The organism is Nostoc sp. (assembly GCF_036917535.1).
In the GTDB taxonomy this organism is placed as follows: Bacteria; Cyanobacteriota; Cyanobacteriia; order Cyanobacteriales; family Nostocaceae; genus Nostoc.
The window spans coordinates 36,235-62,351 of the sequence record NZ_JBALDA010000068.1; the positions used below are offsets into that span (position 1 = coordinate 36,235).

Annotated in this window: 25 protein-coding genes and 3 pseudogenes; 19 read left to right on the forward strand and 9 right to left on the reverse strand. The window is 42.4% G+C overall.

The annotated features are described in order from the left end of the window. Positions 1-360 precede the first annotated feature (360 nt). A complete protein-coding gene (locus V7K56_RS22375; protein WP_334913699.1) occupies positions 361-720 on the reverse strand; it encodes a Rieske (2Fe-2S) protein in 360 nt (119 codons plus the stop codon). 259 nt (positions 721-979) lie between these two features. On the opposite strand from V7K56_RS22375, the gene V7K56_RS22380 reads away from it, so the two are divergent. The 4 genes from V7K56_RS22380 to V7K56_RS22395 all read left to right on the forward strand — a co-directional run bounded on the left by V7K56_RS22380 (position 980) and on the right by V7K56_RS22395 (position 6,961). Then, entirely contained in the window at positions 980-2,824 is a 1,845-nt protein-coding gene (locus tag V7K56_RS22380) for a vWA domain-containing protein (RefSeq protein WP_334913701.1), read from the forward strand. A 266-nt stretch (positions 2,825-3,090) separates the two neighbouring features. Then, positions 3,091-4,134: a type I glyceraldehyde-3-phosphate dehydrogenase gene (gap, locus tag V7K56_RS22385; protein ID WP_334913703.1), complete on the forward strand. Its 1,044-nt coding sequence runs from the start codon at positions 3,091-3,093 to the stop codon at positions 4,132-4,134. Positions 4,135-4,376: 242 nt separating this feature from the next. Beyond that, complete coding sequence (pyk, locus tag V7K56_RS22390) at positions 4,377-5,807, forward strand: pyruvate kinase (protein WP_334913852.1); 1,431 nt, start codon at positions 4,377-4,379, stop codon at positions 5,805-5,807. Between the two features lie 149 nt (positions 5,808-5,956). Continuing rightward, positions 5,957-6,961, forward strand: coding sequence for a transaldolase (locus tag V7K56_RS22395; RefSeq protein WP_334913705.1), 1,005 nt, complete (start codon positions 5,957-5,959; stop codon positions 6,959-6,961). Positions 6,962-7,187: 226 nt separating this feature from the next. Here V7K56_RS22395 and psbN read toward each other — a convergent pair whose 3' ends face one another. Next, a complete protein-coding gene (gene psbN, locus V7K56_RS22400) occupies positions 7,188-7,319 on the reverse strand; it encodes a photosystem II reaction center protein PsbN (protein ID WP_109011889.1) in 132 nt (43 codons plus the stop codon). Between the two features lie 85 nt (positions 7,320-7,404). On the opposite strand from psbN, the gene psbH reads away from it, so the two are divergent. The 10 genes and pseudogenes from psbH (at position 7,405) to pth (ending at position 14,742) form a co-directional block, all read left to right on the forward strand. Further along, entirely contained in the window at positions 7,405-7,608 is a 204-nt protein-coding gene (gene psbH / locus V7K56_RS22405; protein WP_094348882.1) for a photosystem II reaction center phosphoprotein PsbH, read from the forward strand. A gap of 384 nt (positions 7,609-7,992) precedes the next feature. After that, positions 7,993-9,552 carry a GMC family oxidoreductase gene (locus V7K56_RS22410; protein WP_334913708.1) on the forward strand — a complete coding sequence of 520 codons (1,560 nt, stop codon included), beginning with the start codon at positions 7,993-7,995 and terminating at the stop codon, positions 9,550-9,552. Between the two features lie 536 nt (positions 9,553-10,088). Beyond that, a complete protein-coding gene (locus V7K56_RS22415) occupies positions 10,089-10,661 on the forward strand; it encodes a hypothetical protein (RefSeq protein WP_334913710.1) in 573 nt (190 codons plus the stop codon). Between the two features lie 77 nt (positions 10,662-10,738). Further along, positions 10,739-10,894, forward strand: a complete 156-nt coding sequence (locus V7K56_RS22420; RefSeq protein ID WP_334913712.1) for a hypothetical protein — start codon at positions 10,739-10,741, stop codon at positions 10,892-10,894. 411 nt (positions 10,895-11,305) lie between these two features. After that, a pseudogene (locus V7K56_RS22425) lies at positions 11,306-11,953 on the forward strand (formylglycine-generating enzyme family protein); the annotation flags it as partial. Positions 11,954-11,955: 2 nt separating this feature from the next. Next, a pseudogene (gene avd, locus V7K56_RS22430) lies at positions 11,956-12,186 on the forward strand (diversity-generating retroelement protein Avd); the annotation flags it as partial. 21 nt (positions 12,187-12,207) lie between these two features. Beyond that, the gene (locus V7K56_RS22435) at positions 12,208-13,266 is read left to right on the forward strand and encodes an RNA-directed DNA polymerase (protein WP_334913714.1); all 1,059 of its coding nucleotides are present in this window, start codon (positions 12,208-12,210) and stop codon (positions 13,264-13,266) included. 171 nt (positions 13,267-13,437) lie between these two features. Then, positions 13,438-13,581 carry a hypothetical protein gene (locus tag V7K56_RS22440; protein WP_334913716.1) on the forward strand — a complete coding sequence of 48 codons (144 nt, stop codon included), beginning with the start codon at positions 13,438-13,440 and terminating at the stop codon, positions 13,579-13,581. A gap of 213 nt (positions 13,582-13,794) precedes the next feature. Continuing rightward, entirely contained in the window at positions 13,795-14,067 is a 273-nt protein-coding gene (locus tag V7K56_RS22445; RefSeq protein WP_334913718.1) for a TatA/E family twin arginine-targeting protein translocase, read from the forward strand. A 33-nt stretch (positions 14,068-14,100) separates the two neighbouring features. Continuing rightward, positions 14,101-14,742, forward strand: coding sequence for an aminoacyl-tRNA hydrolase (gene pth / locus V7K56_RS22450; protein ID WP_334913720.1), 642 nt, complete (start codon positions 14,101-14,103; stop codon positions 14,740-14,742). A 271-nt stretch (positions 14,743-15,013) separates the two neighbouring features. Here pth and rpsU read toward each other — a convergent pair whose 3' ends face one another. Both rpsU and V7K56_RS22460 read right to left on the reverse strand, forming a co-directional pair. Then, the gene (rpsU, locus tag V7K56_RS22455; RefSeq protein ID WP_069073049.1) at positions 15,014-15,193 is read right to left on the reverse strand and encodes a 30S ribosomal protein S21; all 180 of its coding nucleotides are present in this window, start codon (positions 15,191-15,193) and stop codon (positions 15,014-15,016) included. A gap of 304 nt (positions 15,194-15,497) precedes the next feature. Beyond that, positions 15,498-15,842 carry a hypothetical protein gene (locus V7K56_RS22460; RefSeq protein ID WP_334913722.1) on the reverse strand — a complete coding sequence of 115 codons (345 nt, stop codon included), beginning with the start codon at positions 15,840-15,842 and terminating at the stop codon, positions 15,498-15,500. 406 nt (positions 15,843-16,248) lie between these two features. On the opposite strand from V7K56_RS22460, the gene V7K56_RS22465 reads away from it, so the two are divergent. Continuing rightward, entirely contained in the window at positions 16,249-17,094 is an 846-nt protein-coding gene (locus V7K56_RS22465) for an SPFH domain-containing protein (RefSeq protein ID WP_334913723.1), read from the forward strand. Here V7K56_RS22465 and folP read toward each other — a convergent pair. Beyond that, complete coding sequence (folP, locus tag V7K56_RS22470; protein WP_334913725.1) at positions 17,091-17,951, reverse strand: dihydropteroate synthase; 861 nt, start codon at positions 17,949-17,951, stop codon at positions 17,091-17,093. The two genes, V7K56_RS22465 and folP, sit on opposite strands and share 4 nt — an antisense overlap. Before the next feature lie 52 nt (positions 17,952-18,003). Further along, positions 18,004-18,735 (reverse strand): triose-phosphate isomerase, encoded by a 732-nt coding sequence (gene tpiA / locus V7K56_RS22475; RefSeq protein ID WP_442940145.1) that lies wholly within the window; start codon positions 18,733-18,735, stop codon positions 18,004-18,006. Between the two features lie 302 nt (positions 18,736-19,037). On the opposite strand from tpiA, the gene V7K56_RS22480 reads away from it, so the two are divergent. Next, on the forward strand, positions 19,038-20,519 hold the full coding sequence (locus tag V7K56_RS22480; protein ID WP_334913727.1) for a GTP-binding protein: 1,482 nt from the start codon (positions 19,038-19,040) through the stop codon (positions 20,517-20,519). Between the two features lie 320 nt (positions 20,520-20,839). On the opposite strand, the pseudogene V7K56_RS22485 reads toward V7K56_RS22480, so the two are convergent. The 3 genes and pseudogenes from V7K56_RS22485 to hisF all read right to left on the reverse strand — a co-directional run. Further along, a pseudogene (locus V7K56_RS22485) lies at positions 20,840-20,941 on the reverse strand (IS5/IS1182 family transposase); the annotation flags it as partial. A gap of 409 nt (positions 20,942-21,350) precedes the next feature. Further along, positions 21,351-21,542, reverse strand: coding sequence for a hypothetical protein (locus V7K56_RS22490; protein WP_094348875.1), 192 nt, complete (start codon positions 21,540-21,542; stop codon positions 21,351-21,353). 99 nt (positions 21,543-21,641) lie between these two features. Continuing rightward, entirely contained in the window at positions 21,642-22,415 is a 774-nt protein-coding gene (gene hisF, locus V7K56_RS22495; RefSeq protein WP_334913729.1) for an imidazole glycerol phosphate synthase subunit HisF, read from the reverse strand. Positions 22,416-22,621: 206 nt separating this feature from the next. Here hisF and ruvB point away from each other — a divergent pair, with 206 nt between their 5' ends. The 3 genes from ruvB to V7K56_RS22510 all read left to right on the forward strand — a co-directional run bounded on the left by ruvB (position 22,622) and on the right by V7K56_RS22510 (position 26,087). Then, positions 22,622-23,722 (forward strand): Holliday junction branch migration DNA helicase RuvB, encoded by a 1,101-nt coding sequence (gene ruvB, locus V7K56_RS22500; RefSeq protein ID WP_334913731.1) that lies wholly within the window; start codon positions 22,622-22,624, stop codon positions 23,720-23,722. Positions 23,723-23,916: 194 nt separating this feature from the next. After that, positions 23,917-24,720 (forward strand): tetratricopeptide repeat protein, encoded by an 804-nt coding sequence (locus V7K56_RS22505; protein WP_334913733.1) that lies wholly within the window; start codon positions 23,917-23,919, stop codon positions 24,718-24,720. An 89-nt stretch (positions 24,721-24,809) separates the two neighbouring features. After that, positions 24,810-26,087 (forward strand): glycosyltransferase, encoded by a 1,278-nt coding sequence (locus tag V7K56_RS22510; protein WP_334913735.1) that lies wholly within the window; start codon positions 24,810-24,812, stop codon positions 26,085-26,087. Positions 26,088-26,117 lie beyond the last annotated feature (30 nt).

Consider the following 26,117-nt stretch of genomic DNA (forward strand, 5'->3'; position numbering starts at 1 on the left):
AAAATCATTGTCGCTTACAACCATACTTCAGCGCAGGGTGTATAAAAAAGTTGCAAATAAAGTAGGATAACTGTTTATATCATGTCTGCTTCATTACTTAATTAAATCTGAAGAATCCCAAACAGCTAAAGCTACGGTGTACACACAAGTCCTAAAAACCTAGTTTGATGAGGCTTGACTCGTTCCCAGTCTCCACCTCGCAGTGCATTGATTGAGTCAGAAACTCAATGTCTGACTAGAGGCAGCAGCTCCTAATATCTCTGAAATAGGTAAATTTTGATAGAAACCCCAGCCGATGAGTTTAGCTGGGGTTTTTCTTTTTTTACTTAGCACTGTTTCAGTAAATTCAGGGAGAGAGTGCTATTCCTCTTGCACATCAACCCAGATACTGCCTTCTTCAACACGAATCGGAAACACTGGCAGTGCTTTTGGTTGTGAAACTAACGAGAGTACCTTATTTACACCAGGTGGCCAAGAACACCAATCTTTTACCTCACCAGTCCGCAGGTCAAAAGCACTGTGATGGAAGGAACAAACAATTGCTCCATCATCAGTTATTTTCCCTTTTTTCAAGGGTAATTTTAAGTGAGGACAAGTGTTATCTAAAGCATAAAGCTGACTTTCGTGATTCAAAAGCAAAATTTTCCGGTTGCCGACTTTCACCACTTCTCGCGCACCAGGGGAAAGTGCATCGACTGCAAGAACTTTAGTCCAACTCATTAGGTTCTCCTCTCCTAATATATCTGCTTACAGTTTCCCGCAATAGTGACCAGTGCGATCGCCTTTGAGTACTGGAGAGTCGAAAATGTCTGCGACGGGCTTTGTCTAACATGGCGAAAACATATAACTATAAAATATTACATTAAAGTACATTTTTATACTGTACATAATTATTTCTGAGTAAACTAAATAAAGTAGTTACTGTCTTTACCTCACAAGGCTTGTAGCTGATAAAAGACAATTATGAGGGATATAAAAAATGATTAAGACAAGTTACGAATTTGACCAGTCTATCCTCGCAGCAGGATCTTCATTAAAGACTAATATTCTGCTACGTTTTCGTGCTGACATAGCTAAATCTCCTCGGCGTAACCTTAACCTTTCACTTGTAATTGACCGTTCCGGCTCTATGGCAGGCGCTCCCTTGCATCACGCACTCAAAGCCGCTGAGTCTGTGGTAGATCAACTTGAGCTAGATGACATTCTCTCGGTAGTTGTTTACGACGATGAAGTGGACAGTGTTGTGCCACCTCAGTCTGTGACTAACAAAGCCGCACTGAAAAATTCCATCCGCAAGGTGAGAGCAGGCGGTATTACCAACTTATCGGGGGGATGGCTCAAAGGCTGCGAACACGTGAAAACGCGACTCGATCCGCAAAAAATCAACCGTGTTCTCCTGCTTACCGATGGTCACGCCAATATGGGCATTCAAGACCCCAAGATACTGACGGCGACATCAGGACAAAAAGCTGAAGAAGGCATTATCACAACTACGTTAGGTTTTGCTCAGGGTTTCAATGAAGACCTGCTAATTGGGATGGCAAGAGCCGCCACGGGCAACTTCTACTTCATTCAGAGCATCGACGAAGCAACTGAAGTGTTTAGTATTGAGCTAGACAGTCTCAGAGCGGTAGTGGGACAGAACCTCAAGGTAATACTTGAATTGGCAGATGGTGTCAGCTTGGTTGATACCTTAAGTCTGGCTAAAGTTAGCCAGAATGATGCTGGTCAAGCTGTCATCACCTTGGGAGAGCTTTACGAGGGTGAAGATAAACTCCTCGGTTTGAGTCTGGGGATATCAAGCGCTCAAGTTGGTGAATTACCTGTGATGAAGCTGCATTACAGCGCCGATGTTGTGCAAGATCACCGCATTCAAAGCGTGTCAGGTACTATAGATATCGTTGCCAAAGTTGGCACTGTTGAGGAAGCAGCTTTTGCTGCTACGAGCCATATTATTCTGGAACTGAGTCGCCTTACCATTGCTAAGGCTAAAGAGACTGGCCTTAATCTCGCTGAACATGGCAAGCATCAGGAAGCTGAACAAACCCTGCGGACGCTTGTGAAAGATTTGCGGGATAAAGGGTTGAACGAGAATTTTGAAATTGCTGAAGAGATCGATCAGCTTGAGTATTTCGCCAGTCGGATCGCTCAAAAAGCTTTAGGCAATGCCGGACGGAAAGAGATGCGAGATCAGACTTACCAGACGATGACGCGCAATCGCAGCGATCTGGTGGGTCGCGGTGTCACTACTGGCGATGAAGTGTACGCGATGCCCATTGTGAATGAAGTAGGTTCAGGTGTTGAATTGCACTGCGTTCGTGAAGGGGGTAAACTGCGGGTCAAAGTCATGTCTGGAGGTTACGATTCAACCAAGAACATCCAGTTTCCCCGCGCCATTCGTGCCGAGAGGGCACGTTATATTGTTGAAGGACTCGAACTCTCAAGCGATGCTACTTTCTATCGAGTACGTGGTAAAATCACCCGTTTTGCTCAACCCGGTGAAACAGATATCTTCGTTGCCCCTAGACAATCGCATCCAGCTAACACAGGTAAAGCTTCAAAAGGCCCTGCCAGTGCTGCCGATCTTCCCACAACTGACAGCGTAGGGGACAGTATTTTAATTCAGTGTGTCAAAGATGGCAGCAAGCTACGCGCTAGAGTGGTTTCTGACGGGTATGAACCAGATTGGAACATGCGTTTTCCGCGATCGGTTCGCGAGGAAGGAATGCTTTACGTCGTTGATGAAGTCAAAACTGCACCAGATGGCAAGTCTTATATTGCCTGTGGCGAAATTAAGCGATTTGTCCAATCTACTACTAATTGAGTTGAATTGGGGAGCAGGGAGCAGGGGGACAGTGAGGACAAGGAGGACAAGGGGGAATTATTGAACAAGTCTCTCCCTTGTCTCCCCCCTCTTCCTTGTCTACCTTGTCTCTTCTTCATGCCCCATGCCCAATCCTTAAAATATGCCAAGTAAATATGCCTTAGCTGACTGAGACTGTCAGGATCAGAGAGTAAAGAGTAAAAGGCAATCTATTTTGACTTTTAACTTTCTCCTTTTGTTCAACTTCCACAACGGGAGGTTTAATTTTGACTAAATTGAAAGTTGGTATCAATGGCTTCGGTCGAATTGGACGACTTGTGCTTCGCGCTGGTATCGATAATCCCAATATTGAGTTTGTGGGCATTAACGACCTAGTACCACCAGATAACCTCGCTTATCTATTAAAGTACGATTCAACCCACGGTCAATTAAAGCACAAGGTTGAAGCCAAGGAAGACGGCATCCTGATTGACGGACATTTCATTCCTTGTGTGTCGGTGAGGAATCCAGCAGAGTTACCTTGGGGAAAATTAGGTGCAGATTATGTTGTGGAAGCTACTGGGCTTTTCACTGATTATGAAGGAGCTGCTAACCACCTGAAGGCAGGTGCAAAGCGAGTAATAATATCCGCTCCCACTAAAGATCCAGATAGAGTTCCTACTCTGCTAATGGGTGTAAATCATCACCTTTTTGACCCCAGCAAGGATATCATTGTTTCCAATGCTAGCTGCACTACAAACTGTCTAGCTCCCATAGCTAAAGTCATTAATGACAACTTTGGGTTGACTGAAGGGTTGATGACCACAGTTCATGCTATGACTGCCACTCAGCCAACTGTAGACGGCCCCAGCAAGAAAGACTGGCGGGGTGGTCGAGGTGCATCCCAAAATATTATTCCCTCTTCCACAGGCGCAGCGAAAGCCGTAGCACTTGTTTTACCAGAATTGAAGGGCAGGTTAACTGGGATGGCATTACGAGTTCCAACTCCCGATGTCTCTGTAGTTGATTTAACTTTCAAAACAGCCAAAGCTACCAGTTATAAGGAAATCTGTGCTGCTATGAAGGAGGCTGCCGCAGGTTCTCTAGCGGGTATCTTGGGCTACACAGATGAAGAAGTAGTTTCCACAGATTTTCAAGGTGATACTCATTCCAGCATCTTCGACACAGGTGCTGGGATTGAGTTGAATTCCAACTTCTTCAAAGTAATTGCCTGGTATGACAACGAGTGGGGCTACTCAAATCGCGTCATTGACCTAATGTTGTCTATGTCACAGAAGGAACAACTCGCCCCGACAGCGGCTGTGGTTTGATTAGTCATTAGTCATTAGTCATTAGTCATTAGCTTTTGACTGCTGACTCTTGACTAAGGACTTTTGGGATTTGGGTGAAATGGTAAATACTCCGAAAATAAAACGGAATCTAGTATTTTTATTTAGCAAACCAGTGATATGAAGCACGTGTGAATTTGGATGTTTTGTGCGATGTCTACGACGGGCTACGCCTACGCTCAAAGCATCCAAATTTGCAGGTTACTCCTCAACCCCCAATCCCTATGCGTCGAACCAAAATTATTTGTACTGTTGGACCGGCTACATCTGCACGTGAAAGGCTGCAAGCCTTAGTAGAAGCTGGAATGAACGTGGCACGGCTGAATTTCTCCCACGGAGCTTATGAATTCCACGCCCAAACGGCTCACTATCTTAGGCAGATTAGTACTGAGCAGCAAAAGCCGATCGCGATTATGCAAGACCTATGTGGCCCCAAAATTCGCTTGGGAACTTTACCACCGGAAGGCTTAAATTTAGAAGCGGGTACTGAAGTTACTTTTGTTTTGCAAGAAAAGGGTGAGAGTATTGAGGAATTACCCTTACCATTGCCGACTTTGTTCGCAATGGTGCGACCAGGCGAACCGATTTTGATTAATGATGGTCGCGTCAAATTGATAGTTACCGATCGCGACGCCGATCGCATTCGGGCACAGGTAAAAATTGGTGGGTTAATTTCCACCCATAAGGGAGTGAACCTACCCCAAACACCTTTACCTGTCAGTTCGATCACCGAAAAAGACTTGCTGGATTTGCGTTTTGGGATTCAGTTGGGTGTAGACTTGGTAGCTGTGTCCTTCGTGCGATCGCCACAAGACTTAGAACCCGCCCAAAGGATGATTGAAGCCGCTGGCGCTTCCATCCGCTTAATTGCCAAAATCGAAAGAGCAGAGGCAGTAGAGCAGTTTGACTCCATTCTCAAAGTTGCTGACGGCATTATGATTGCCCGTGGCGATTTGGGCGTAGAAATGCCGATTCATGAAGTCCCTCTGATTCAAAAAGATATAACTCGCCGTTGCAATCAGGCTGGTAAGCCGGTAATTACAGCCACACAAATGCTAGAGTCGATGATTAGCGCCCCCGATCCTACCCGCGCCGAGGCCACAGATGTTGCTAATTCCATCTTGGATGGTACAGATGCGGTAATGCTTTCTGGTGAAACAGCTGTTGGACAATATCCCATCGCCGCTGTACAGATGATGCATAACATTGCTGTACGGACAGAACAGGCTCTAGATGAGGGTAGCGGACATTCCTGGTGTCATGAAGCAGGTAGTCTCAGCGTTACTGAATCTGTGGCAGAAGCAGTGTGTCGCATTGCATACGAAACAGGCTCACGGGCAATTCTCTGTAACACTTCTTCAGGGAGTACGGCGAGAATGGTGTCTAAATATCGGCCAACTTCTCCCATTATTGCCTTAACACCTGATATCACTGTTTATCACCAATTAGCACTTTCTTGGGGGGTGGAACCTTTGCTGATTCCACCGGTTCACAATGCCGAAGAGATGTTTACCAATGTGGTGAACACAGTTGTAGATATGGGTCTAGCGAATAAGGGCGATAAAGTGGTAATTACCTCTGGTGTTCCAATTGGTAAATCAGGAACAACTAGTTTAATCAAAGTGCATTCCATTGGACAGCCAATTTCGGCATAACCCACCTAAAATAGGGCTGTGGTTGTGAATAGTAAGCAGAGTTGGGCAATGATTCCGAAAAATTGCCAGAATCAGAATTCAAAGAATAGTCAAGAGTTTAAACAACTGGGGAATTAAGTAAATCCTAAACAAACATCACGGAGTATTTTATGTCCAAGAGTTTACTGGAACAATTGCGGAAAATGACTGTCGTGGTTGCGGATACGGGGGATATCCAGGCAATTGAAAAGTTCAAACCTCAAGATGCTACCACCAATCCTTCTCTAATTACTGCTGCGGCGCAGATGCCAGAATATCAGGAAGTTGTCGATCAAACTTTACTCCAAGCAAAGAAAGATGCTGGAGCCGGAGCTAACCAAGCACAGATAGTTTCTCTAGCTTTTGACCGTTTGGCAGTTGCCTTTGGATTAAAGATTTTACAAATTATTCCTGGTCGCGTGTCTACAGAAGTGGATGCTCGTTTGTCTTATGATACCGAAGCTACCATAACTAAGGCACGGGAATTAATTGCCCAGTATAAAGCTGCCGGGATTGGTCGCGATCGCGTTTTAATTAAAATTGCCAGCACTTGGGAAGGCATTCGCGCTGCGGAAATTCTTGAAAAAGAAGGTATTCACTGTAACCTTACCTTATTGTTTGGTCTTCACCAAGCGATCGCCTGTGCAGAAGCTAGCGTTACCCTAATTTCTCCCTTTGTTGGTCGGATTCTTGACTGGTACAAAAAAGATACCGGACGCGATAGCTACCCAGCAGCCGAAGATCCAGGAGTTTTGTCTGTCACCAAAATCTACAACTACTACAAGAAATTTGGCTATAAAACCGAAGTTATGGGAGCTAGTTTCCGTAATATTGGTGAAATTACTGAACTTGCAGGTAGTGATTTGCTGACCATTTCTCCGTCACTTTTGGCTGAATTGCAAGCAACCATCGGAGAACTGCCACGTAAACTTGATCCTGCCAAGGTAGCAAACTTGTCAATCGAAAAGATATCCATTGACAAAGCTAGCTATGACAAGATGCACGCTGCTGACCGCATGGCAACTGACAAATTAGACGAAGGTATTAAAGGTTTCACTAAGGCACTAGAAGACCTTGAGAAACTTTTGGCAGACCGACTCGTTCGCCTGGAAGGAGAGGTAGTGGCAAGCCATTAGGACTTGCAATTAAAAAACATCCAAAGTAATGTGCGTTACGGCTTGAGCCGTAACGCACTTCAAATATCATGTCCGGGTAATTAGTTATGATTTCCATAGTCATTTAACCCCAAACGCCAGTCGTTTATGGAGGAAACTCCGACAAGCGACAGCAATCTTTGTCTACATAGGCGTAGCCCGTCGTAAACATCGCACCAACAATTTATGCGGACATGATATGACTCTTTTAATCTTCGTGGTCATCGAACGGATCGTTCAATTGCTTGCTAGGAGGGCCAAAGGAGGTATAAATCGAAATTCCGGTGATGGCAATCACCACGGCAGCCACAGAAATGCTAAGAACTATTGCGGGTTCCATAATTGAGAGATAGATGATCAGTGCTATTCTTATAGAATATTACAGAAGATTAAAAAAAGCTTTGGCAAGTAATCTTAGGTGAACTATGGCACAAAGGACTAGGTTGGGAGATATCCTGAAACCACTGAACTCTGAATATGGGAAAGTGGCTCCAGGTTGGGGTACTACCCCTGTGATGGCTGTTTTTATGGCGCTATTTTTCGTGTTTTTGCTGATTATTCTGCAACTTTACAATAAATCACTGTTGGTTCAGGATGTATTTGTCGATTGGCGCAGTTTAGGACGCTAACGGATACATAGCAATTGAGTTTGAATAACAAGTTAAGTTACACCCGGTTTTCCGGGTTTTTTTGTGAGTTGTGATTTGCTACTGATCCAAGTTGCTAGTTATGCTGCCGAGAGAGCGCATAGTCACTTAAATCTTAAATAATAAAATCCCCTCCAGAAAGTAAATGAGCAGGGGCATATGCTAAACGAAATAATTACCGTCTATGCTATCATCAATCACCTGTTGAAGGCGATCGCACCAGTGTTAGCGATCGCCGTGACTTGGAATTGGTGTTACATCAGAGGTTGAGCAATACACGCTCTCAAAGCTGCTCTTGAAAGTCGGGAGGTAATTGTGGTATTGGGTAAATGATATTACACAGCAAAACGTTCTTGGTTCAGGGGAATGGTAATTAAAAACCAATATGACTACATTGTGATTGGTGCAGGTTCAGCAGGCTGCGTTGTCGCCAACCGTCTGACACAAGAACCTGAAACCACTGTGTTGTTACTCGAAGCAGGCAAAAAGGATACAAAACCGGAGATTCAAATCCCGTCGGAATGTATGAACCTACCAGGCTCAGAAGTGGACTGGGGCTATTTCTCTGAACCAGAACCCTACCTTAATAACCGCAAAATCTTTTGTCCCCGTGGCAAAGTCTTGGGCGGCAGCAGTTCGATTAATTTCATGACTTATATTCGAGGCAATTATCATGATTATAACCACTGGAGGGAATTGGGGAATCCCGGTTGGAGTTACCAAGATATATTGCCCTATTTCAAAAAATCTGAGAACCAAGAACGAGGTATTTCCGAATACCACGGTGTAGATGGCGAGTTGAGCGTGACCGATGTCATTTCCCCATCTGTAATATCCCAACGATTTGTAGATGCATGTGTGACAATGGGTTATGACGAAAATCCTGATTTCAACGGAATGCAGCAGTCAGGTGCGGGACCTTTTCAGGTGACTATCAAAGACGGGAAACGACACAGTACTGCTGCTGCATTCCTGGTGCCAATTCTCAAGCGTCCCAATTTGACAACAATGACTGGAGCGTTAGTGACTCGGTTGCTTTTTGAGGGAACTTGCACTGTTGGGGTGGAATATCTGCATGAGAACATACTGCACCAGGTCAGGGTCAACAAAGAGGTGATTTTAAGTGCTGGCGCGTTCGATTCGCCCAAACTGCTGATGCTTTCCGGCATTGGCGATGCAGAGTACCTGCAAGCAATGGGAATTCCGGTCGTTGTTGATTTACCAGGTGTTGGACAAAACCTCCAAGACCACATTTGTGTTTTTGTACCATACGAGGCAACTCAGGATTTACACAGTAATGGGATCGGTGAAACTGCATTGTTTTTGCATAGCGAGGGTCATCTAGACACTGCGCCAGATTTAGAGCTGATCTTCGCTCCCATTTTGAGGGTACCTCCTGGCTATCCCAACTCTGGTTTCGGTTTCACAGGTATAATCATTTTGGCTCATCCCCAAAACATTGGCAGTATCAGTTTGCGATCATCTGATCCCAAAGATACACCAATGATTCAGCTAAACTATCTGCAAAGTCAATCCGATGTGCAAAAGCTAGTTGACGGAATTAAATTAATACGCAAATTGTTTCATACTAGTGCTTTTGATGAGTTTCGAGGCAAAGAAGTTGCGCCTAGTGCCGATGTGACTAGCGATGAAGCACTCGCTGCTTACATCCGAGAAGTTTGCAGTACTGTGTATCATCCTATCGGCACCTGCAAAATGGGAACTGACCCAATGGCGGTTGTAGACCCCGAACTACGTGTATATGGGGTTAAGGGGTTGCGTGTCGTTGATGCCTCAATTATGCCAACTTTAATCACGGGACATACGAATGCGCCAACAATTATGATCGGTGAAAAAGCAGCCGATTTAATTAAAGCCGCTCTTCGCATTTCACAGCAAGTAATACCAATTCAAAATTCAAAATGACGCTCGCGGACTCGCTAACGCTGCGCTAACAAAATTCAAAATTAATCAAGCCAGATATCACAAAGGTATGTCCGTATGTATCTGTCGCATTCTTTTTTAAAATTGGTATAACTTTTAAGAAACACATTGCGTGGGGTGAGAAATAGGAATCTGACTTTTCACGGGATATGGAAAAGACAAAGTAGTTCGCGAATATAAGGATACAAGCCCCTAAATTTTGTTTATGGAGAAGCAAAAAAATGTCTTGTCAAGAAGCACAGCGGAGGCAGCCGTGTGGGCGGGTTTCCCGACTTGAACGGACTGCCGTCGAGAAATACTACGTCCGCTAATTCAAGCCTTTCTCTTACAAAGTCTGAGCAGAGGAAACCTCCGCTCAGACTTTGCGCTAAATTTATTTATGGGGATGATTAATTTGGAATTTGGAATTTGGAATTTGGAATTCAGAGCGTACCTCTTTGGGGAAGCAAGCTACGCGCAGCGTCTCGTAGAGAAGCGACGTGACTTTTGCTTTATATTCATGATTAAATTTGATATCTATGGATGAAGTTTCTTCCAAGCTCATAGCAATTTTTCAAAATGTTAATGAGTGGCTCAAGTTTGCCGAGGCTAAAAACGGTATTCTGCTTGCTTTTTCTGGTGCTGGAATTACTGCAACTATAACTCTTTTCGCTACAGCACAAAATATTCCAAAATCATTGAATTTTGGTTTATTGCTAACAACAACTTTACTTTGTATTTGTTCTTTAATCTGCTCACTTTCTTTTCTTCCTAAAACAAATTTGGAACGTATTTTATGGTTGCGAACTAAACCACCTAAGAATTCAAATTTTGTCAAGAAAGACACAGATAATTTTTACTATTTCGGACATTTACAGAAATATAGTTCTACAGAACTGCTAGATGCATTGAACAAGCACTACTTTGAAGGTACAATCAATACACCTTATAAAAAAGAATATGAGGATATTGCTAAACAAATTACTATTAATTCCGAAATTGCCTTTTTAAAATTTCAGGTTTTTACATATGCAATATATATTTTAATTGCTTCAATTTTGATAATTCCTTTTTCAGTTATTATAAATCTGCTTATTTATAAAAAATTATAATTAATCTATCTTAATCAATAAGGATTGATTTACAATCAAATTTATTGGCGTAATTCATCTGAAAAAACTAGGTATTTATGGAATCTGGTGATATTACATTAACTGTAGTCCAACTCGATTTAGTCAAGTCTTCAGAATCTAGTGATGCGATTGAAAGCCAACTAGGGCCAAAAGGGACACGCATTTTAATAAACGATATTCAAAAAGAATTTGTCGAAAAAGCTTTGAATTAAGTCATAAAACTTCCCGTTCATGACTTAATTATATCATTAGGCGGCGATGGTTATCGTATCTTATTTGAAAACAGTAATAATGCTTATCAATTTGTCAAAGAATTTCGCAAAATCGTTGAAAATTATAATAAAAATCCTAATAATAAAAAGCGAGAATTTCGCATTGCTGCAACAACTGGAACGGTTAATTTTGATAAATCTGAACCATGTGCTAATAAGATAATTGGACACTATGTTTTGACCCCACTTTCACGGCTTGTTACAGCCGAATCAGGCTGGTTTTATGTTGACAAGTCAACGTTTAATATTCTTCCTGATGATGTACAACCGTATTTTACTAAGGAACTAGTCAAAGGTAAAGATCATGAAAAGGACATCGAAGCTTGGCGTTGTAAGATTATTTTTCATGAGGAAGAGTTACAAACTTTTAAGTTTGAAACGGTAACAGTTAATGATCGTGGGGGAGTAATTCACAGAAAACCAAACCAAGCATCTTATTTTGTAGAATCTATCGCTGAAGCAGCAGGAAAACCATCAGCACCCTTGATAGAGATGGTGGCTATCCCTGGAGGAACTTTTAAAATGGGGTCGCCACAAGATGAGCCGGAACGCCGTGATTCTGAAAATCCCCAGCATGAAGTCACTGTACAGCCGTTTTTCTTGGCTAAGTATCTAGTCACTCAAGAGCAGTGGCAATTTGTGGCACACTTACCCGAGGTGAACCGGAAGCTAGATCAAGATCCATCTTATTTTAAAGGAGCAAATCGCCCTGTCGAATGTGTCTCTTGGTACGATGCAATTGAATTTTGCTCGCGCCTATCTCAATATACAGGCAGAATCTACAACCTTCCTAGTGAAGCACAATGGGAATATGCGTGTAGAGCCAGAACAACAACACCATTCTATTTTGGCAAAACAATTACATCGGAATTAGCTAACTACAATGTTAATCAAGTTTATGGTGCTGGTGTAGAAGGAACTTACAGACAAGAGACTACACCTGTGGACAGTTTTAAAGTAGGTAATGCTTTTGGGTTATACGATATGCACGGGAATGTGTGCAACTGTACGATTTATTAGAGGGATTAATTCAAGCCAAATATGCTAAAGATAAACTTATTCAATTAGAATCTCTGAATACTCAACTAGATATTTTGCGCTATCAAACACGAATGCTTCTCGACTTCAATTTGATGTCAATTCAAAGATATGAATATGCTATAAAAATTATAGATAAAATTGGAATAGAATTAGGTGGATGGATTAAAAAACAAAGATACAGAGAAAACTGAGTTCATCTAAATAAAAATATCATGAAGCGTTACGGCAATCTCTATTCTCAAATAATTAATTTTGAAAACATACTTTTAGCATCCCATCAGGCACAAAAAGGGAAGCGATTTAGGGACAATATTTTAGAGTTTAATTATCATTTAGAGACTGAATTAATTAGATTGCAGCAAGAGTTAACAGATAAAAATTATCAGCCAGTAACTTACCGAACCTTTCACTTAACAAACCCTAAAAGTCGTTTAATTTCAGCCGCTCCCTATCGGGATAGAGTTGTTCATCATGCACTATGCAATATCATCGTGCCGATTTTTGAAAAAGCATTTATCCACCATTCTTATGCTAACCGACTTGGTTTTGGAACGCATCTAGCTCTGAGAAAGTTTACTCACTTTGCACGCAATAGTCGCTATGTACTTCAGTGCGATATCAAAAAGTACTTTCCCAGCATTGACCATATAACATTAAAACAATTACTGCGTCGCAAATTAAAATGTCCTGATACAATTAAGTTGATTGATACTATCATTGACAACAGCAACGAGCAAGAAACAGTAATTGATTATTTTCCTGGAGATGATTTACTTGCTCCTGTGACTCGCAGGAAAGGTTTACCAATTGGGAATTTAACCAGCCAGTTTTTTGCCAATATTTATTTAAATGGTTTTGACCATTTTGTGAAAGAAAAGCTAAAGATATCTAAATATATCCGTTATGTCGATGACTTTGCTTTATTTAGTGATGAGCAAGAATTGTTAGCAGATGCCAGACTAGCTATCGAAGAATATTTAACTCAATTGCGGTTGAAAATTCATCAAGTTAAAAGCCAATTATTTGAAACAAAAATTGGCGCAACTTTTCTGGGGTTTAGAGTATTTCCTGACCTAATTCGGGTGCGAAATAGTAATTTACATCAAGCAAGGCGCAGACTTAAGCGATTGCAAACAGACTATGTTCAAGGTAAAATCAAACGTGAAAAAGTGGATCAGTCTATACAAAGCTGGTTTGCTCACTTAGAGCATGGAGATACTTGGCAGCTGCGCCAACAGATATTTACTTCACTCGCTTGGTCGAGGGAGTAGAGAAGGGGTAGGCGAACCCGACTGCGGGGCGGTTCCTGGATCAATAATCCTAAAAACTGCCGTTCGGCATCCCGCAACAACAATAGGGCGGAGCGCGACAACATCAACAACAATATTGGTTTTCGTGTTGTCTGCGCTGTTGGGAGGTCTCTTCACCGCGAGAGTCGCCAGGTGGGAATCTGTCGAGGGTGCAACCGAAGAGTCCAGCCTATTCCTGTGATGTCGGTGACGATATCCAAAAATCAAACTGAGTTGGGTAGCTTGGTAAGTGTTACAGCCGAACAGTTGCTCAACTCTACAGAAGAAATATATTAAGGCAGATGTAGAATTGTTGGCGGTGCATTGCTCTGCGCGATAACGCACCTTACATTTGAATTTATTAAGATAACTGGAAATATTAGCGCTGACTTACTTAAGCCATCACTCGCTCGTGGGGAGATCATCGCTTTCTATAATAGGTAATTATTGAGTAGACTACATAAATATGTGAGTCTATGTAGTGATTTTAGAGTTTATCGGAGACAAAAAATGAATATATTTGGTATCGGTCTGCCGGAAATGGCTGTAATTATGGTAGTAGCGCTGTTAATCTTTGGCCCAAAGAAGCTGCCAGAGATCGGTCGGAGTGTGGGCAAAACAATTCGTAGTTTTCAAGAAGCTTCCAAGGAATTTCAAAGCGAGTTTCAAAAAGAAGCAGAACAGTTAGAAGAAACTGTAAAAACTACTGCTGAATTGGAACCTAAGCAAATCCACCCTGCTAAATCTGAGCAGGATACCGCTAGTTCTTCCCAACCTAGCTAGTAGGATGCTTCATATCAATTGACTATAGGCAAAATGACAGAAGCTGTTACGCAACCAGCTTTGGTGATTCCACAACTAATCGTCGGGTTAGGGAATCCAGAAGCTAAGTACGACCAAACACGCCATAATATTGGTTTTGCTGCTTTAGAAACTCTCTCCCATTCTTGGCGCATTTCCTTAACAGAAAACCGGAAGTTTCAGGGTGAGTATGGTGAGGGTATGGCCCCAAATGGAGGTAAGATTCGCTTGCTAAAGCCGTTAACTTATATGAATCGCTCAGGACAAGCAATACAAGCGGTGACAAGTTGGTATAAATTGCCGCCTGAGTCAGTGTTGGTGATTTATGACGATATGGATTTGCCCTTGGGAAAAACTCGTTTGCGTTTATCTGGTTCGGCAGGGGGACATAACGGTATGAAAAGTGCGATCGCACATCTTAGTAGCCAAAACTTTCCCCGTTTGCGAATCGGTATTGGTAAACCCAAAGATACAGCTAATAACGATGATTCCGGTGCTATTTCCCATGTACTGGGGCGATTTTCCGCTGCCGAAAATCAGCAGATGTCTTTTGTACTTCAGTTCGTAGTTGAGTGTATTGAACTAAGTCTCAAACAAGGAGTAGAAAAGGCAATGAATGTTTGTAATAGCCGCACCATTAATAATTCTGAGTCTTAGGGCTGGATGAATACTGTCCTATCAGCTTATTAAAGAAAGCTAACCGATGTTTAAAGGCGCTTATTTTGGTTGATGGGCAGCGATTTTAGCTTACTCCATCTAACCAAGATAAAGCCTCTAACGCGCTCTAAGTATAGGAAAAGTAACTCATTTACACCCTAATTAGCAGTGCGGCAGACTTTGCTTAATGTTTGTATAGAATAATGGCGCTCGCGCTATTGCCTGTTTTCGGTCATAACCTCAAGCAACGCCGATATCACACCGAATAGGTTTATTTAAAACGTCTTGTGCGTCTAGCTGCCACTGCCTTACGTTTGCGTTTTTCTATTGGTGTTTCAAAGTGTCGATGATATTTCACATCAGCTAATATCCCAGCTTTGGAAACCTGGCGTTTAAACCGACGCAAAGCTGAGTCTATTCCTTCGTTCTCTCCTAGAACCACCTGGGTCATTCTTCCCTTTTCCTCATCATCAATAGTTTCCATTTTAATATTACCCTCAACCTTAGTAAAAACCTCTGAGTTCAAGTCATGATTAAGAGGCTATTCCTGCGGTTGAGGCGGGTTCTGTATACTTCTGCCTCTTGAAATCGGTACTTAATTAAAAGTTAATCTAAGTGCCCTAATGCACTCTCAGAAGCAATAGAGAAGATGGGGAAATTATAATACTAAATTTTTCTGGCTGTACTAGGAACTAGCGAATAATGTAATCTTAGCTACTAAGGTAGATGAGCTAATATGACTATATTTACAGATTTTAAAAGTTGATTCTGCCTTCATTTAGTAATTTATATCCAGATGCTAATGTGGTAAAAGCAATTATGAAATTCCATAAGCTAGTTGGCATTAAAATAACTCCACCGCTTAAGAAAACTAGTACTATGCTAATGCCTAGAAAAATCCATCCCAAGTTACCAGTTTCTCTTTGAAAAAAGATTAATGCAAATATACCTATCATCGTTGCCAAAACTGAAGCTGTAGCAGGTAAGCTACGATAAAAATATGAATAGTAGCCGCTAACAAATATGATGTTTTGACCAAAAAAGTACAATCCTGTCAAAAGTAAAATTAAACCTATGAGTTTGATTAACAACCTGTCCATAATATTTTGATATTTTTAATGGCCCAAGCCAATTTTTATCCGATTATAGTGGTGGTTTTAAAATCATGCAAAAATTTACCTGTAATTAATTTATATTACGTGAATATACTTAATAAAAATTCCGAATGTCTGAAAATGTCAGTACAAGTAATGTTGATTACATCAATTAGTCCTTGCCAGCGTTTTATCAAGGTGCTTTAATAGCGATGTCTGACGACAAGAAGCAGAGCTTCTACGCATTCTGCAAAACAGTCTCACTTACAGAATATGTACAAAACTTGCAGTGACTCGACATCGCTGCTGGTGATGATAAAATTACAGACTCAAAACATTAAACTCAAAGATATGACAAGCTAGTAGCATATCTTTGACATTAAATTCTCCCTAAAGCTGAATAGGAGCATACATGGAGCCAATTATTGCTATAGTTTTAGCCCTTATAGGTTATGCATTAGGTTCTGCAAAACTGATTAATCAAGGAAATGAAGCCCTAGTTGAACGCTTAGGGCGGTATCATCGGAAACTTAAACCGGGGCTGAACTTTATTGTTCCCTTGGTCGATCAGATTGTGATGGAAGATACCACACGAGAGCAGTTTTTAGACATCAAACCTCAGAATGTGATCACCCAAGATAATATTTACGTAGAAGTAGACGCTATTGTATACTGGCGGATTCGAGATATTGAGAGAAGCTTTTACGCAATTGAAGATCTGCAAGGGGCATTGACACAGATAACTACAACCACGCTGCGAGAAATCATTGCTCAGAATACTTTAGAGCAGACCAACGTCTCTAGAACGGAGATGGACTCAGCTATCTTAGACCAGTTGAATAGTGTAACGGCAGATTGGGGAGTTGATATTCTCCGGTTAGATATTCAGAGAATTACTCTACCTGAGAGTGTGCGACAATCTAGGGAAGAGGAACAAGCTGCCGTCATCAAAAAACGGGCACTGATTACCGAAGCAGAAGGGGAAAAGGAAGCTGCGATTAAAAAAGCAGAAGGAACTATGGCTTCAGTGCAAATCATTTCTCAAGCTCTACGTTCCAATCCCGAAAGTAGGGACATTCTGCGATATCTTGTAGCTCAAGATTATGTAGATGCTAGCCAAAAACTTGGTGAGAGCAGTAATGCCAAAATTGTCTTTATAGACCCAGCTAACTCAAGTGAAATGTTTCAGGAGTTGATAGCCCACCCAGGAGAAAATCTAGAAGGTAACGGCAAAAAATTCGAAAACGGTAATACTTAACAATTACCTTGTGCGGCTTGTCTCAATAGAGCATCGGCTACTAGTGAAACATCACGCATTTCTTGAACATCGTGAACTCGGAGGATATCAGCGCCATTAAAAATAGCAGCACAACAAGCTGCTGCCGTTCCCCAAACTCGTGCTTTGGGATCTGGTTGATTTAAAATCCGACCAATGAAACTTTTACGAGATGCTCCTACCAAGATAGGGCAGTTGAGTGAGGCGAGCGATCGCAAGCCGCGAAAAATTTCTAAATTTTGCTCATAGTTTTTAGCAAAACCAATACCAGGATCGATAATAATTTTATCCAGGTCAATGCCGGCAGTAGTTGCTGCCTGAATTTGCCGAGCCAAAAAACTAGAAATCTCACCGAGCAAATCTTGATAATCAGTCTGTTGTTGCATTGTTTGTGGTGTTCCTCGGATGTGCATTAAAATCATCGGCACATCTAACTCTGCAACTGTTGCCAACATTTCTGAGTCAAAAGTACCGCCAGAAATATCATTAATAATATCTGCTCCAGCTGCTACAGATGCCTGGGCTACAGCAGCACGGGTTGTATCTACAGAAATCGGGACTGAAATCTCTGGTCTTAGCACCTGTAATACCGATAGTACCCGGTCAAGTTCCTCCCTCAGAGTTATTTGTTTTGCCCCTGGTCGAGTTGATTGACCGCCCACATCAATGATGTCAGCACCAGCAGCCACCAGTGCTTGCGCCTGTACTAAAGCGGTAGAGGAAGTGTTAAACTCACCCCCATCACTAAAGCTATCGGGCGTTACATTTAAAATGCCCATTAAATAAGTCCGCTGTCCCCAATCGAAACAGCGTCCTCGAATTATCAAGTTCCTTGGCATAAATCTACATTAGGCATTCCCATGCAGGGCATGGGAACAAGAAAAAAGCACATCACACTGATTGAAAATTCACAATCCGAGCGAAACTTTCAGGTTCTAGACTTGCTCCTCCCACGAGGACACCATCAATTTCTGGTTGAGCCATAATCTCATCAATATTATTCGGCTTGACTGAACCGCCATATTGAATTGATACATTCGGATTAGTCAACTGGCTGCGAATTAAGCCAATTATTCGATTAGCTTCCTTTACTTCACAAGTGTCACCAGTGCCAATGGCCCAAATCGGTTCGTAGGCAATCACCAAATTATCTTGATCGATATCTACCAAGCCTTTGTCGAGTTGGAGAGTAATCAGAGATTCAGTTTCTCCTGCATCTCGTTGTTGTTTGCTTTCGCCAACACAGAGAATTGGAGTCAAACCAAACCTTTGAGCAGTTCGGAGGCGCAGATTAACGGTGGCGTCCGTTTCTGCAAAGTATTGCCGTCGTTCGCTATGACCGACAATCACAAAGCGCACACCACTTTCTGTCAGCATTGGGGCAGAAATCTCACCCGTATAGGCTCCATATTCTTCCCAATGGATGTTTTGTGCCCCCAATTGGATGAGGCTACCATGCAAAGTCTTGGACAAAACGTTTAAATCAGTGAAAGGAGGACACAATATCACTTCTCGCCCTTGGGGGGTTTCCTCTAAGTGGGGCAGAAATCCTTGTAAAAACTCCTGGGTCTCTGCCTGGGTTTTGAACATTTTCCAGTTGCCGGCAATAATGATTTTCCGCACAGGTAATTTAGTCAAGATCCTAACGCGTTATATTAGATGCATTTTTCAGTTTATGACTTTTTGTTAGTTATTATTCACTGGGAATTGGGAATTGGGCATTGGGCATGGAGAAGAGACAAGAAAGACAAGTCAGTGAGGGGAGATAACAGAGAAACTTGTTCAATAATTCACCCTTGTCCCCCTTATCCCTCTTGTCTTTTCTGCTCTCCCTGCTCCCTCATCTCCACAAACCCTTGTTAAAAATAACTAGGATAAGAGACAGGGCTAATTTAAAAATCCTAAATTTCAAAATTCAAATTGATATGACTTCGATATTGCCCGTGCCTGAACCTGATCAAAGCGATTCTGCTAACACTGACGCAAATTCTCTCAGCTGGGAGGAAGAATTGGATAGTGCTATTTTCAGTTTTGAAGACATTCAGACGGAATTAAGCTATAAACAAGCACAAACAGCGTTGCGAAACTTGGTAGCAAATCTCGACCTCACTCCCCAGGAAAAAACTGGATTGGAGGCAGAAATTGCTGATTTGGAAACCATGCTGGGAAAGTTAGACCGCATGGTGGTGCAGATTGCGGCTTTTGGCATGGTGGGACGTGGTAAGTCTTCGCTACTCAATGCTTTGGTTGGACAAACGGTATTTGAAACTGGGCCGCTGCACGGTGTTACTCGTACTGCACAAAGAGTTAATTGGAGTATTAGTGAGGAGGCGATTGGGGAAAGTGAACGTGCTTTGCGTGTCACTCTCCCTGGTGTAGGTCAATCACAAGTGGAATTAATTGATACTCCCGGGTTAGATGAAGTAGATGGTGCAACCCGCGCCGCCTTAGCTGAACAGATTGCCAAACAAGCGGATTTGATTCTGTTTGTGATATCTGGTGATATGACAAAGCTGGAATACGGCGCCCTTTCTCAATTGCGGGAAGCAGGTAAACCGATCATTCTGGTGTTTAATAAAGTAGATCAGTATCCAGAAGTAGACCGGATGGCAATTTATCACAAAATCCGAGATGAAAGGGTGCGGGAATTACTCACACCTTTAGAAATTGTTATGGCTGCGGCATCGCCATTGGTGAAGACGGCAATTCGTCGCCCTGATGGTACGAGGGGCATACAGTTACGTACAGGAAATGCCCAAGTCGAGGAACTGAAGCTGAAAATATTGGAAATTCTGCATCGTGAAGGTAAAGCCTTGGTTGCCCTTAATACCATGCTTTATGCCGATATCGTAAATGAGCAGTTAATAGAACGAAAACTGATGATTCGGGAACAGAATGCCAATCAGTTGATTTGGAAGGCTGTGATGACTAAGGCATTAGCGATCGCACTTAATCCCGTAACTGTGGTAGATATTCTCAGTAGTGTGGTAATTGATATTGCTCTAATTTTAGGTTTATCTAAACTCTATGGCTTCTCCATGACGGAAGCTGGGGCTGTACAATTGCTACAGAAAATCGCACTGAGTATGGGCGGCATCGGTGCTAGTGAATTGTTAGCAAATTTAGGCTTGAGTGGATTAAAAACTTTACTTGGAATCTCTGCAACAGCTACAGGTGGTATTGCGCTAGGCCCTTATATATCGGTAGCAATCACCCAAGGGGGAGTAGCTGGTGTTTCTTCTTACGGGATTGGACAAGTTACTAAAGTTTATTTAGCCAATGGCGCAACTTGGGGGCCTGATGGACCGAAAGCAGTGATTAATCGGATTTTGACAAACTTGGATGAGACTTCAATTCTTAACCGGATTAAAGATGAATTATTCCACAAAGTAAAACTTAAAAAGTGATGCATAAATAAGGTTTGGTTAGCCATATTTATCCTTAGAGCTGATTCGTCACGTCGCTTCTCTACGAGACGCTGCGCGTAGCTTGCTTCCCCAAAGGGGTACGCTCCGAATTCAAAATTCACGCATTCAAAATTTAAAATTAATCATCTCCCATAAATAAATTTAGCGCAAAGTCGAGCCAGTCGCACAGTCAGGGTTTCCCGACTTGGGCTTTCCTGGCGTTGAGCGGAGGTTTCCACGCTCTCGCGCAGCCCGCCGCAGGCATTCCTATCTTTGTAAGAGAGGGGCTTGTATCCTTTTCGTTTTCGGTCAAGAAAAACTTAAGATGCCATTTGCTCTACTATCAGACGAATCAGTGAGCCATAAATCATTGCTTCACTTAGCTCTGTGTAAAACTCATAACCCTTACTCAAACGCCGAAATCAATTGCGACATCTAATTTGTGAATCTACAGATGCGCTACCAACCGCACTATAACCCCTTAAAATAAGTCCTATATAATTGCTTAATTACAGCAGTTTGCAAGTAAATGAGGTACAAAATGCAAGACTCAACATCAGATAAAAATAGTTTCTACCTCCAGCATTGCTGCCTCCTGCCTCCTGCCTCCTGCCTCAAAACCCGTAACTTTGTACTTCATGTAAAAGAAAACTGCTGTATTATTATACCAATTTGAAAAAAGAATGTGACAGATACATACGGACATACCTTTGTTCTGTCTGGCTTTTTTAATGCATGAATTTTGAATGCGTGAATTTTGAATTGGTATTACTTTGTCAAGCTTTTTCTGGAAACTAAATTTTAAATATCTCCTCTCGCACTCAGTACTCTCTAGGATACTTGCAACAAATAGGTCATACAATGCCCCATCAAAAAGTAAACTACTAACATGGCAGCAGCAGCCAGAGCAACCAATGTACCAGCCAACATTAGAGAAAATTCTTTACTCTCGTAAGCTTTTTCCATTAAGTGCAGCGACCACGCTACTAGAGCTACATCAAAAAGTAAAATAGGAAGCAACATATTTCTTAATATTTGTTAATACTTGTAAAATAATATTAACACCCTTTTCAGGAAGTGTGTCTAACCTTAGATGGATGTCATTAAATGGAAAATGGTGGATCAACAGAATGTTCTGACTGGCACGTTGTGATCGCGCAAGTAACTTTTAATTTCTGCTACGCTTAATTGTCCGTAATGCAACACTGACGCGAGTAATGCAGCTTCAGCTTTGCCTTCAGTTAGGGCAGTGTAAATATGTTCACAATTACCTGCACCGCCAGAAGCAATAACTGGAATTTCTACAGCATCGGCAATTGCCCGTGTAATTTCAATGTCATACCCAGCTCGGGTTCCATCAGCATCCATACCTGTAACTAGTAGTTCTCCGGCACCCCGTTTTTCAACTTCTTGTGCCCACAATAGGGCATCTAAACCTGTATTTTCTCTGCCACCCCGCACATACACATCCCAGCCTGGATTCTCCGGGTTATTTCTGCGCTTGGCATCAATAGCAACAACTATGCACTGATTACCAAAGCGATCGCTTGCCCGATTAATCAAGTCTGGTTCCCGCACTGCCGCAGAATTAATACTAACCTTATCTGCGCCCGCTCGTAACAAAGCTTTAACATTTTCTAAGGATTGAATGCCACCACCTACAGTCAATGGAATAAAGACCTGTTCAGCAGTGCGGTAGACCACATCTAAAATTGTAGCTCGGTCTTCATGAGTGGCTGTAATATCCAGAAATACTAACTCATCAGCACCGGCTTCGTTGTAAACCTTGGCCAGTTCTACCGGATCGCCTGCATCTTGGAGATTGACAAAGTTAACTCCTTTTACAACCCGTCCCGCCTTCACATCTAGGCACGGTAAGATTCTTTTAGATAACATAATAACTTTTGTACTTCTGGGTAATTGACCGAAATTTAAATTTTAAATTGGCGCGGGTATTCTCAAACGAAAATTTTCACGGGTATTGGGCATTGGGCATGGGGCATTGGTTTTTCTTTCTTCCCTTGCCTCCCCTGCCTCCCCTGCTTAAGAACTGCCTCTCCCACTCCCCACTCCCTAGTCCCTTAAAAGTAGATAGCTGAATTATGGCGATAATCTCCTCGAAAAAACAGCCTCCAGAACCCAACAAAGAACCAAAGCAGCGTCGAGAGTCGGCAAGGACACCTTCGGCAGATAATATTTTGCAGCCTGAAGCTGCTATTGATGAGCAAGAACAGCAAGAAGAAGGTATTCGACCACACCGATTTGCTGATTACATTGGGCAAAAAGATTTAAAGGATGTGCTAGATATTGCCATTAAAGCAGCTAAGTCTCGTGGTGAGGTACTGGATCACTTGCTGCTGTATGGGCCGCCGGGATTGGGCAAAACCACAATGGCAATGATTTTAGCGTCGGAAATGGGGGTAAATTACAAAATTACTAGTGCGCCAGCTTTAGAACGTCCACGAGATATTGTTGGGCTATTGGTAAATCTCAAGCCAGGGGATATCTTATTTGTGGATGAAATTCATCGCCTCTCGCGGATGACGGAGGAAATTCTCTATCCAGCAATGGAAGATTATCGTTTAGATATTACTATTGGTAAGGGTTCCAGCGCTCGCATCAGAAGTTTGCCGCTGTCAAAGTTTACCTTAGTAGGGGCTACAACTCGTGTGGGTGCTTTAACTTCACCATTGCGCGATCGCTTTGGTTTGATTCAAAAACTCCGATTTTACGAAGTTGACGAACTGACTAAAATTGTACTGCGAACCGCTCAATTACTCAAAACTCCCATCACAGAAGATGGTGCCACAGAAATTGCCCGTCGTTCACGCGGAACACCACGTATCGCTAATAGGTTACTAAAACGGGTACGTGATTATGCGGAAGTAAAAATATCTGGGAATATTAATGAAAACATTGCATCCGAGGCATTGCAACTATTTCAAGTAGATCCTTGCGGTTTAGATTGGACAGATCGCCAGATGCTGAGTGTAATAATTGAGCAATTTAACGGCGGGCCAGTGGGATTAGAAACAATGGCAGCAGCAACGGGTGAAGATACTCAAACAATTGAAGAAGTATACGAACCTTACCTGATGCAGATTGGATATTTAACTCGGACTCATCGCGGTAGGATGGCGACAAAGGCAGCATATAAGCATTTAGGATTCACGCCGCCTAATGAACAGTTGTCATTATTGTAATTATGGGGATTGGGCATTGGGGATTGGGCATTGGGGATTGGGCATTGGGCATTGATTACTCCTAAATGAGTCTTTGAACTCCATTAATGAGTCTTTAAACTCCATTCATAAGTCTTTGAACTCCATTCCTCTGCCCCATGCTCAATTACAAATGACAAATGACAAATGACAAATGACAAATTAGGTAAACCTAGATGATCAAGTTGATTAGTATTTTTCTGAGTCTGTTACTTGTGTTTGGCTGGGGTACACCAGTTATGGCACAATCTCAACCGCCCATTACTCAAGAACAGTTAAAACAAGGCGATGAGTGGGCAAATCAAGCGTTTATAGCGACCAATCAAGGTGATTTTGCGACGGCTGAAACTTACTGGACAAAGATTATTGAGCAATTTCCCACGAATGCGGGGGCGTGGAGTAACCGGGGAAATTCGCGGGTGAGTCAGAATAAGTTACAAGAGGCATTGGCAGACTATAACAAAGCCATAGAACTAGCGCCGAATGTTACCGATCCTTACTTGAATCGGGGCGCGGCGTTGGAAGGAATGGGAAAATGGGATTTAGCGATCGCAGATTATAATCATGTTCTAGAACTCGATCCTAACGATGCAATGGCGTATAACAATCGCGGTAATGCCACAGCAGGTTTGGGAAAATGGGATTTGGCGATCGCTGACTACAAAAAATCTAATGAGATTGCTCCGAATTTTGCCTTTGCCCGTGCTAATTACGCCCTCGCTCTTTATGAAACTGGTCAAATAGACCAAGCAATCCGTGAAATGCGGAATATTGTCCGTAAATATCCCAAGTTTGCTGATATGCGTGCCGCTCTCACAGCTGCCTACTGGGTAAATGGAGAACAAGGCGAAGCTGAAAGTAACTGGGTGGCTGCTTATGGACTGGATAGCCGTTATAAAGACATTAACTGGGTAACAAATATCCGTCGTTGGCCGCCCAGTATGGTATCAGCTTTAGATAAGTTCTTGAAACTCCAGTAGGCAAGTTCAACTCAACAAAAATTTTTTTCTTTGCTCCTATGTACCTGTTTTCTGGTATACATCATTGTAAATAAATAGAAGCAAGAACTATGACTCATTATGGACTGATTTGTCCAGCATCAACTGGTCATCTCAACACTATGCTTCCTTTAGGAAAAGAACTACAAAATCGGGGTCATCATGTTACCCTATTCGGCTTTTCCGATGCTGAATCGAAGACACTAGCCGCGGGATTAGAATTTAGGGCGATTGGCGAATCTCAGTTTCCCCGTGGGTTGACGGCAGAATCCTTGGTTAGGTTGGGGGAAATGAACGGACTTGCTGCATTTCAATATACCATCAATCTGATCAAGGAAGGGGCAGATGTTATGCTCAGGGATGCACCACCAGCAATTAAAGAAGCGGGTGTGGAGGCACTTTTAGTAGACCAAGTTACGTCAGAGGGAGGAACTGTTGCAGAATTTTTAGGACTTCCCTTTATTACCATTTGCAGTGCTGTGGTACTTAATCGAGAAGAAAGTGTTCCCCCATTTATGACAAACTGGGGCTATAACCAAGCTTGGTGGGCACAACTACGTAACAGAGTGGGTTATAAGTTGTTGGATCGCATCGGCAAACCAATTAGAGAGGTAATAGCTGACTATCGCCGAGAGTGGAAGTTACCCCTACACTTCAACGCTAATCAAAACTATTCCCCACTAGCTCAAATTAGTCAACAGCCTGCCCAATTGGAATTCCCCAGGCAATATTTGCCGCAGTGTTTCCATTTCACAGGCCCTTATCATAGTTCAACTGGTCGGGAAATTCCTGATTTTCCTTATGAAAAATTGACCGGACAACCATTGATTTATGCTTCAATGGGAACTATACAAAATCGCCTGTTGAGAATTTTCAAATCTATTGCCGAAGCTTGTAATGATTTGGATGCCCAATTAGTGATTTCATTAGGTGGTTCTGCAACTCCAGAATCTCTGGGAAGTTTGCCCGGAAATCCGCTAATTGTTGGTTATGCACCCCAATTGGAATTGCTGCAAAAAGCGACTCTTACCATTACCCATGGGGGCATGAATACTACTTTGGAGTCCTTGAATAATGGAGTACCAATGGTTGCCATTCCCGTTACTAATGATCAACCAGGAATAGCTGCACGTGTAGCTTGGGCTGGTGCTGGTGAAGCTATATCACTGAGTCGTGTAAACGTTCCCAAGCTGCGAAAGGCTATACAAAAGGTATTGAGAGAAGATTTTTATAAACAGAATGCTTTGAAATTGCAAGCGGCGATTCAACAAGCAGGTGGGGTGAGTCGAGCCATTGATATTGTTGAACAGGTTGTTGCTACAGGCAAACCTGTGTTAGCAGAAAAATAGTGTAGACATCTGTAAATATCATAGATTGCA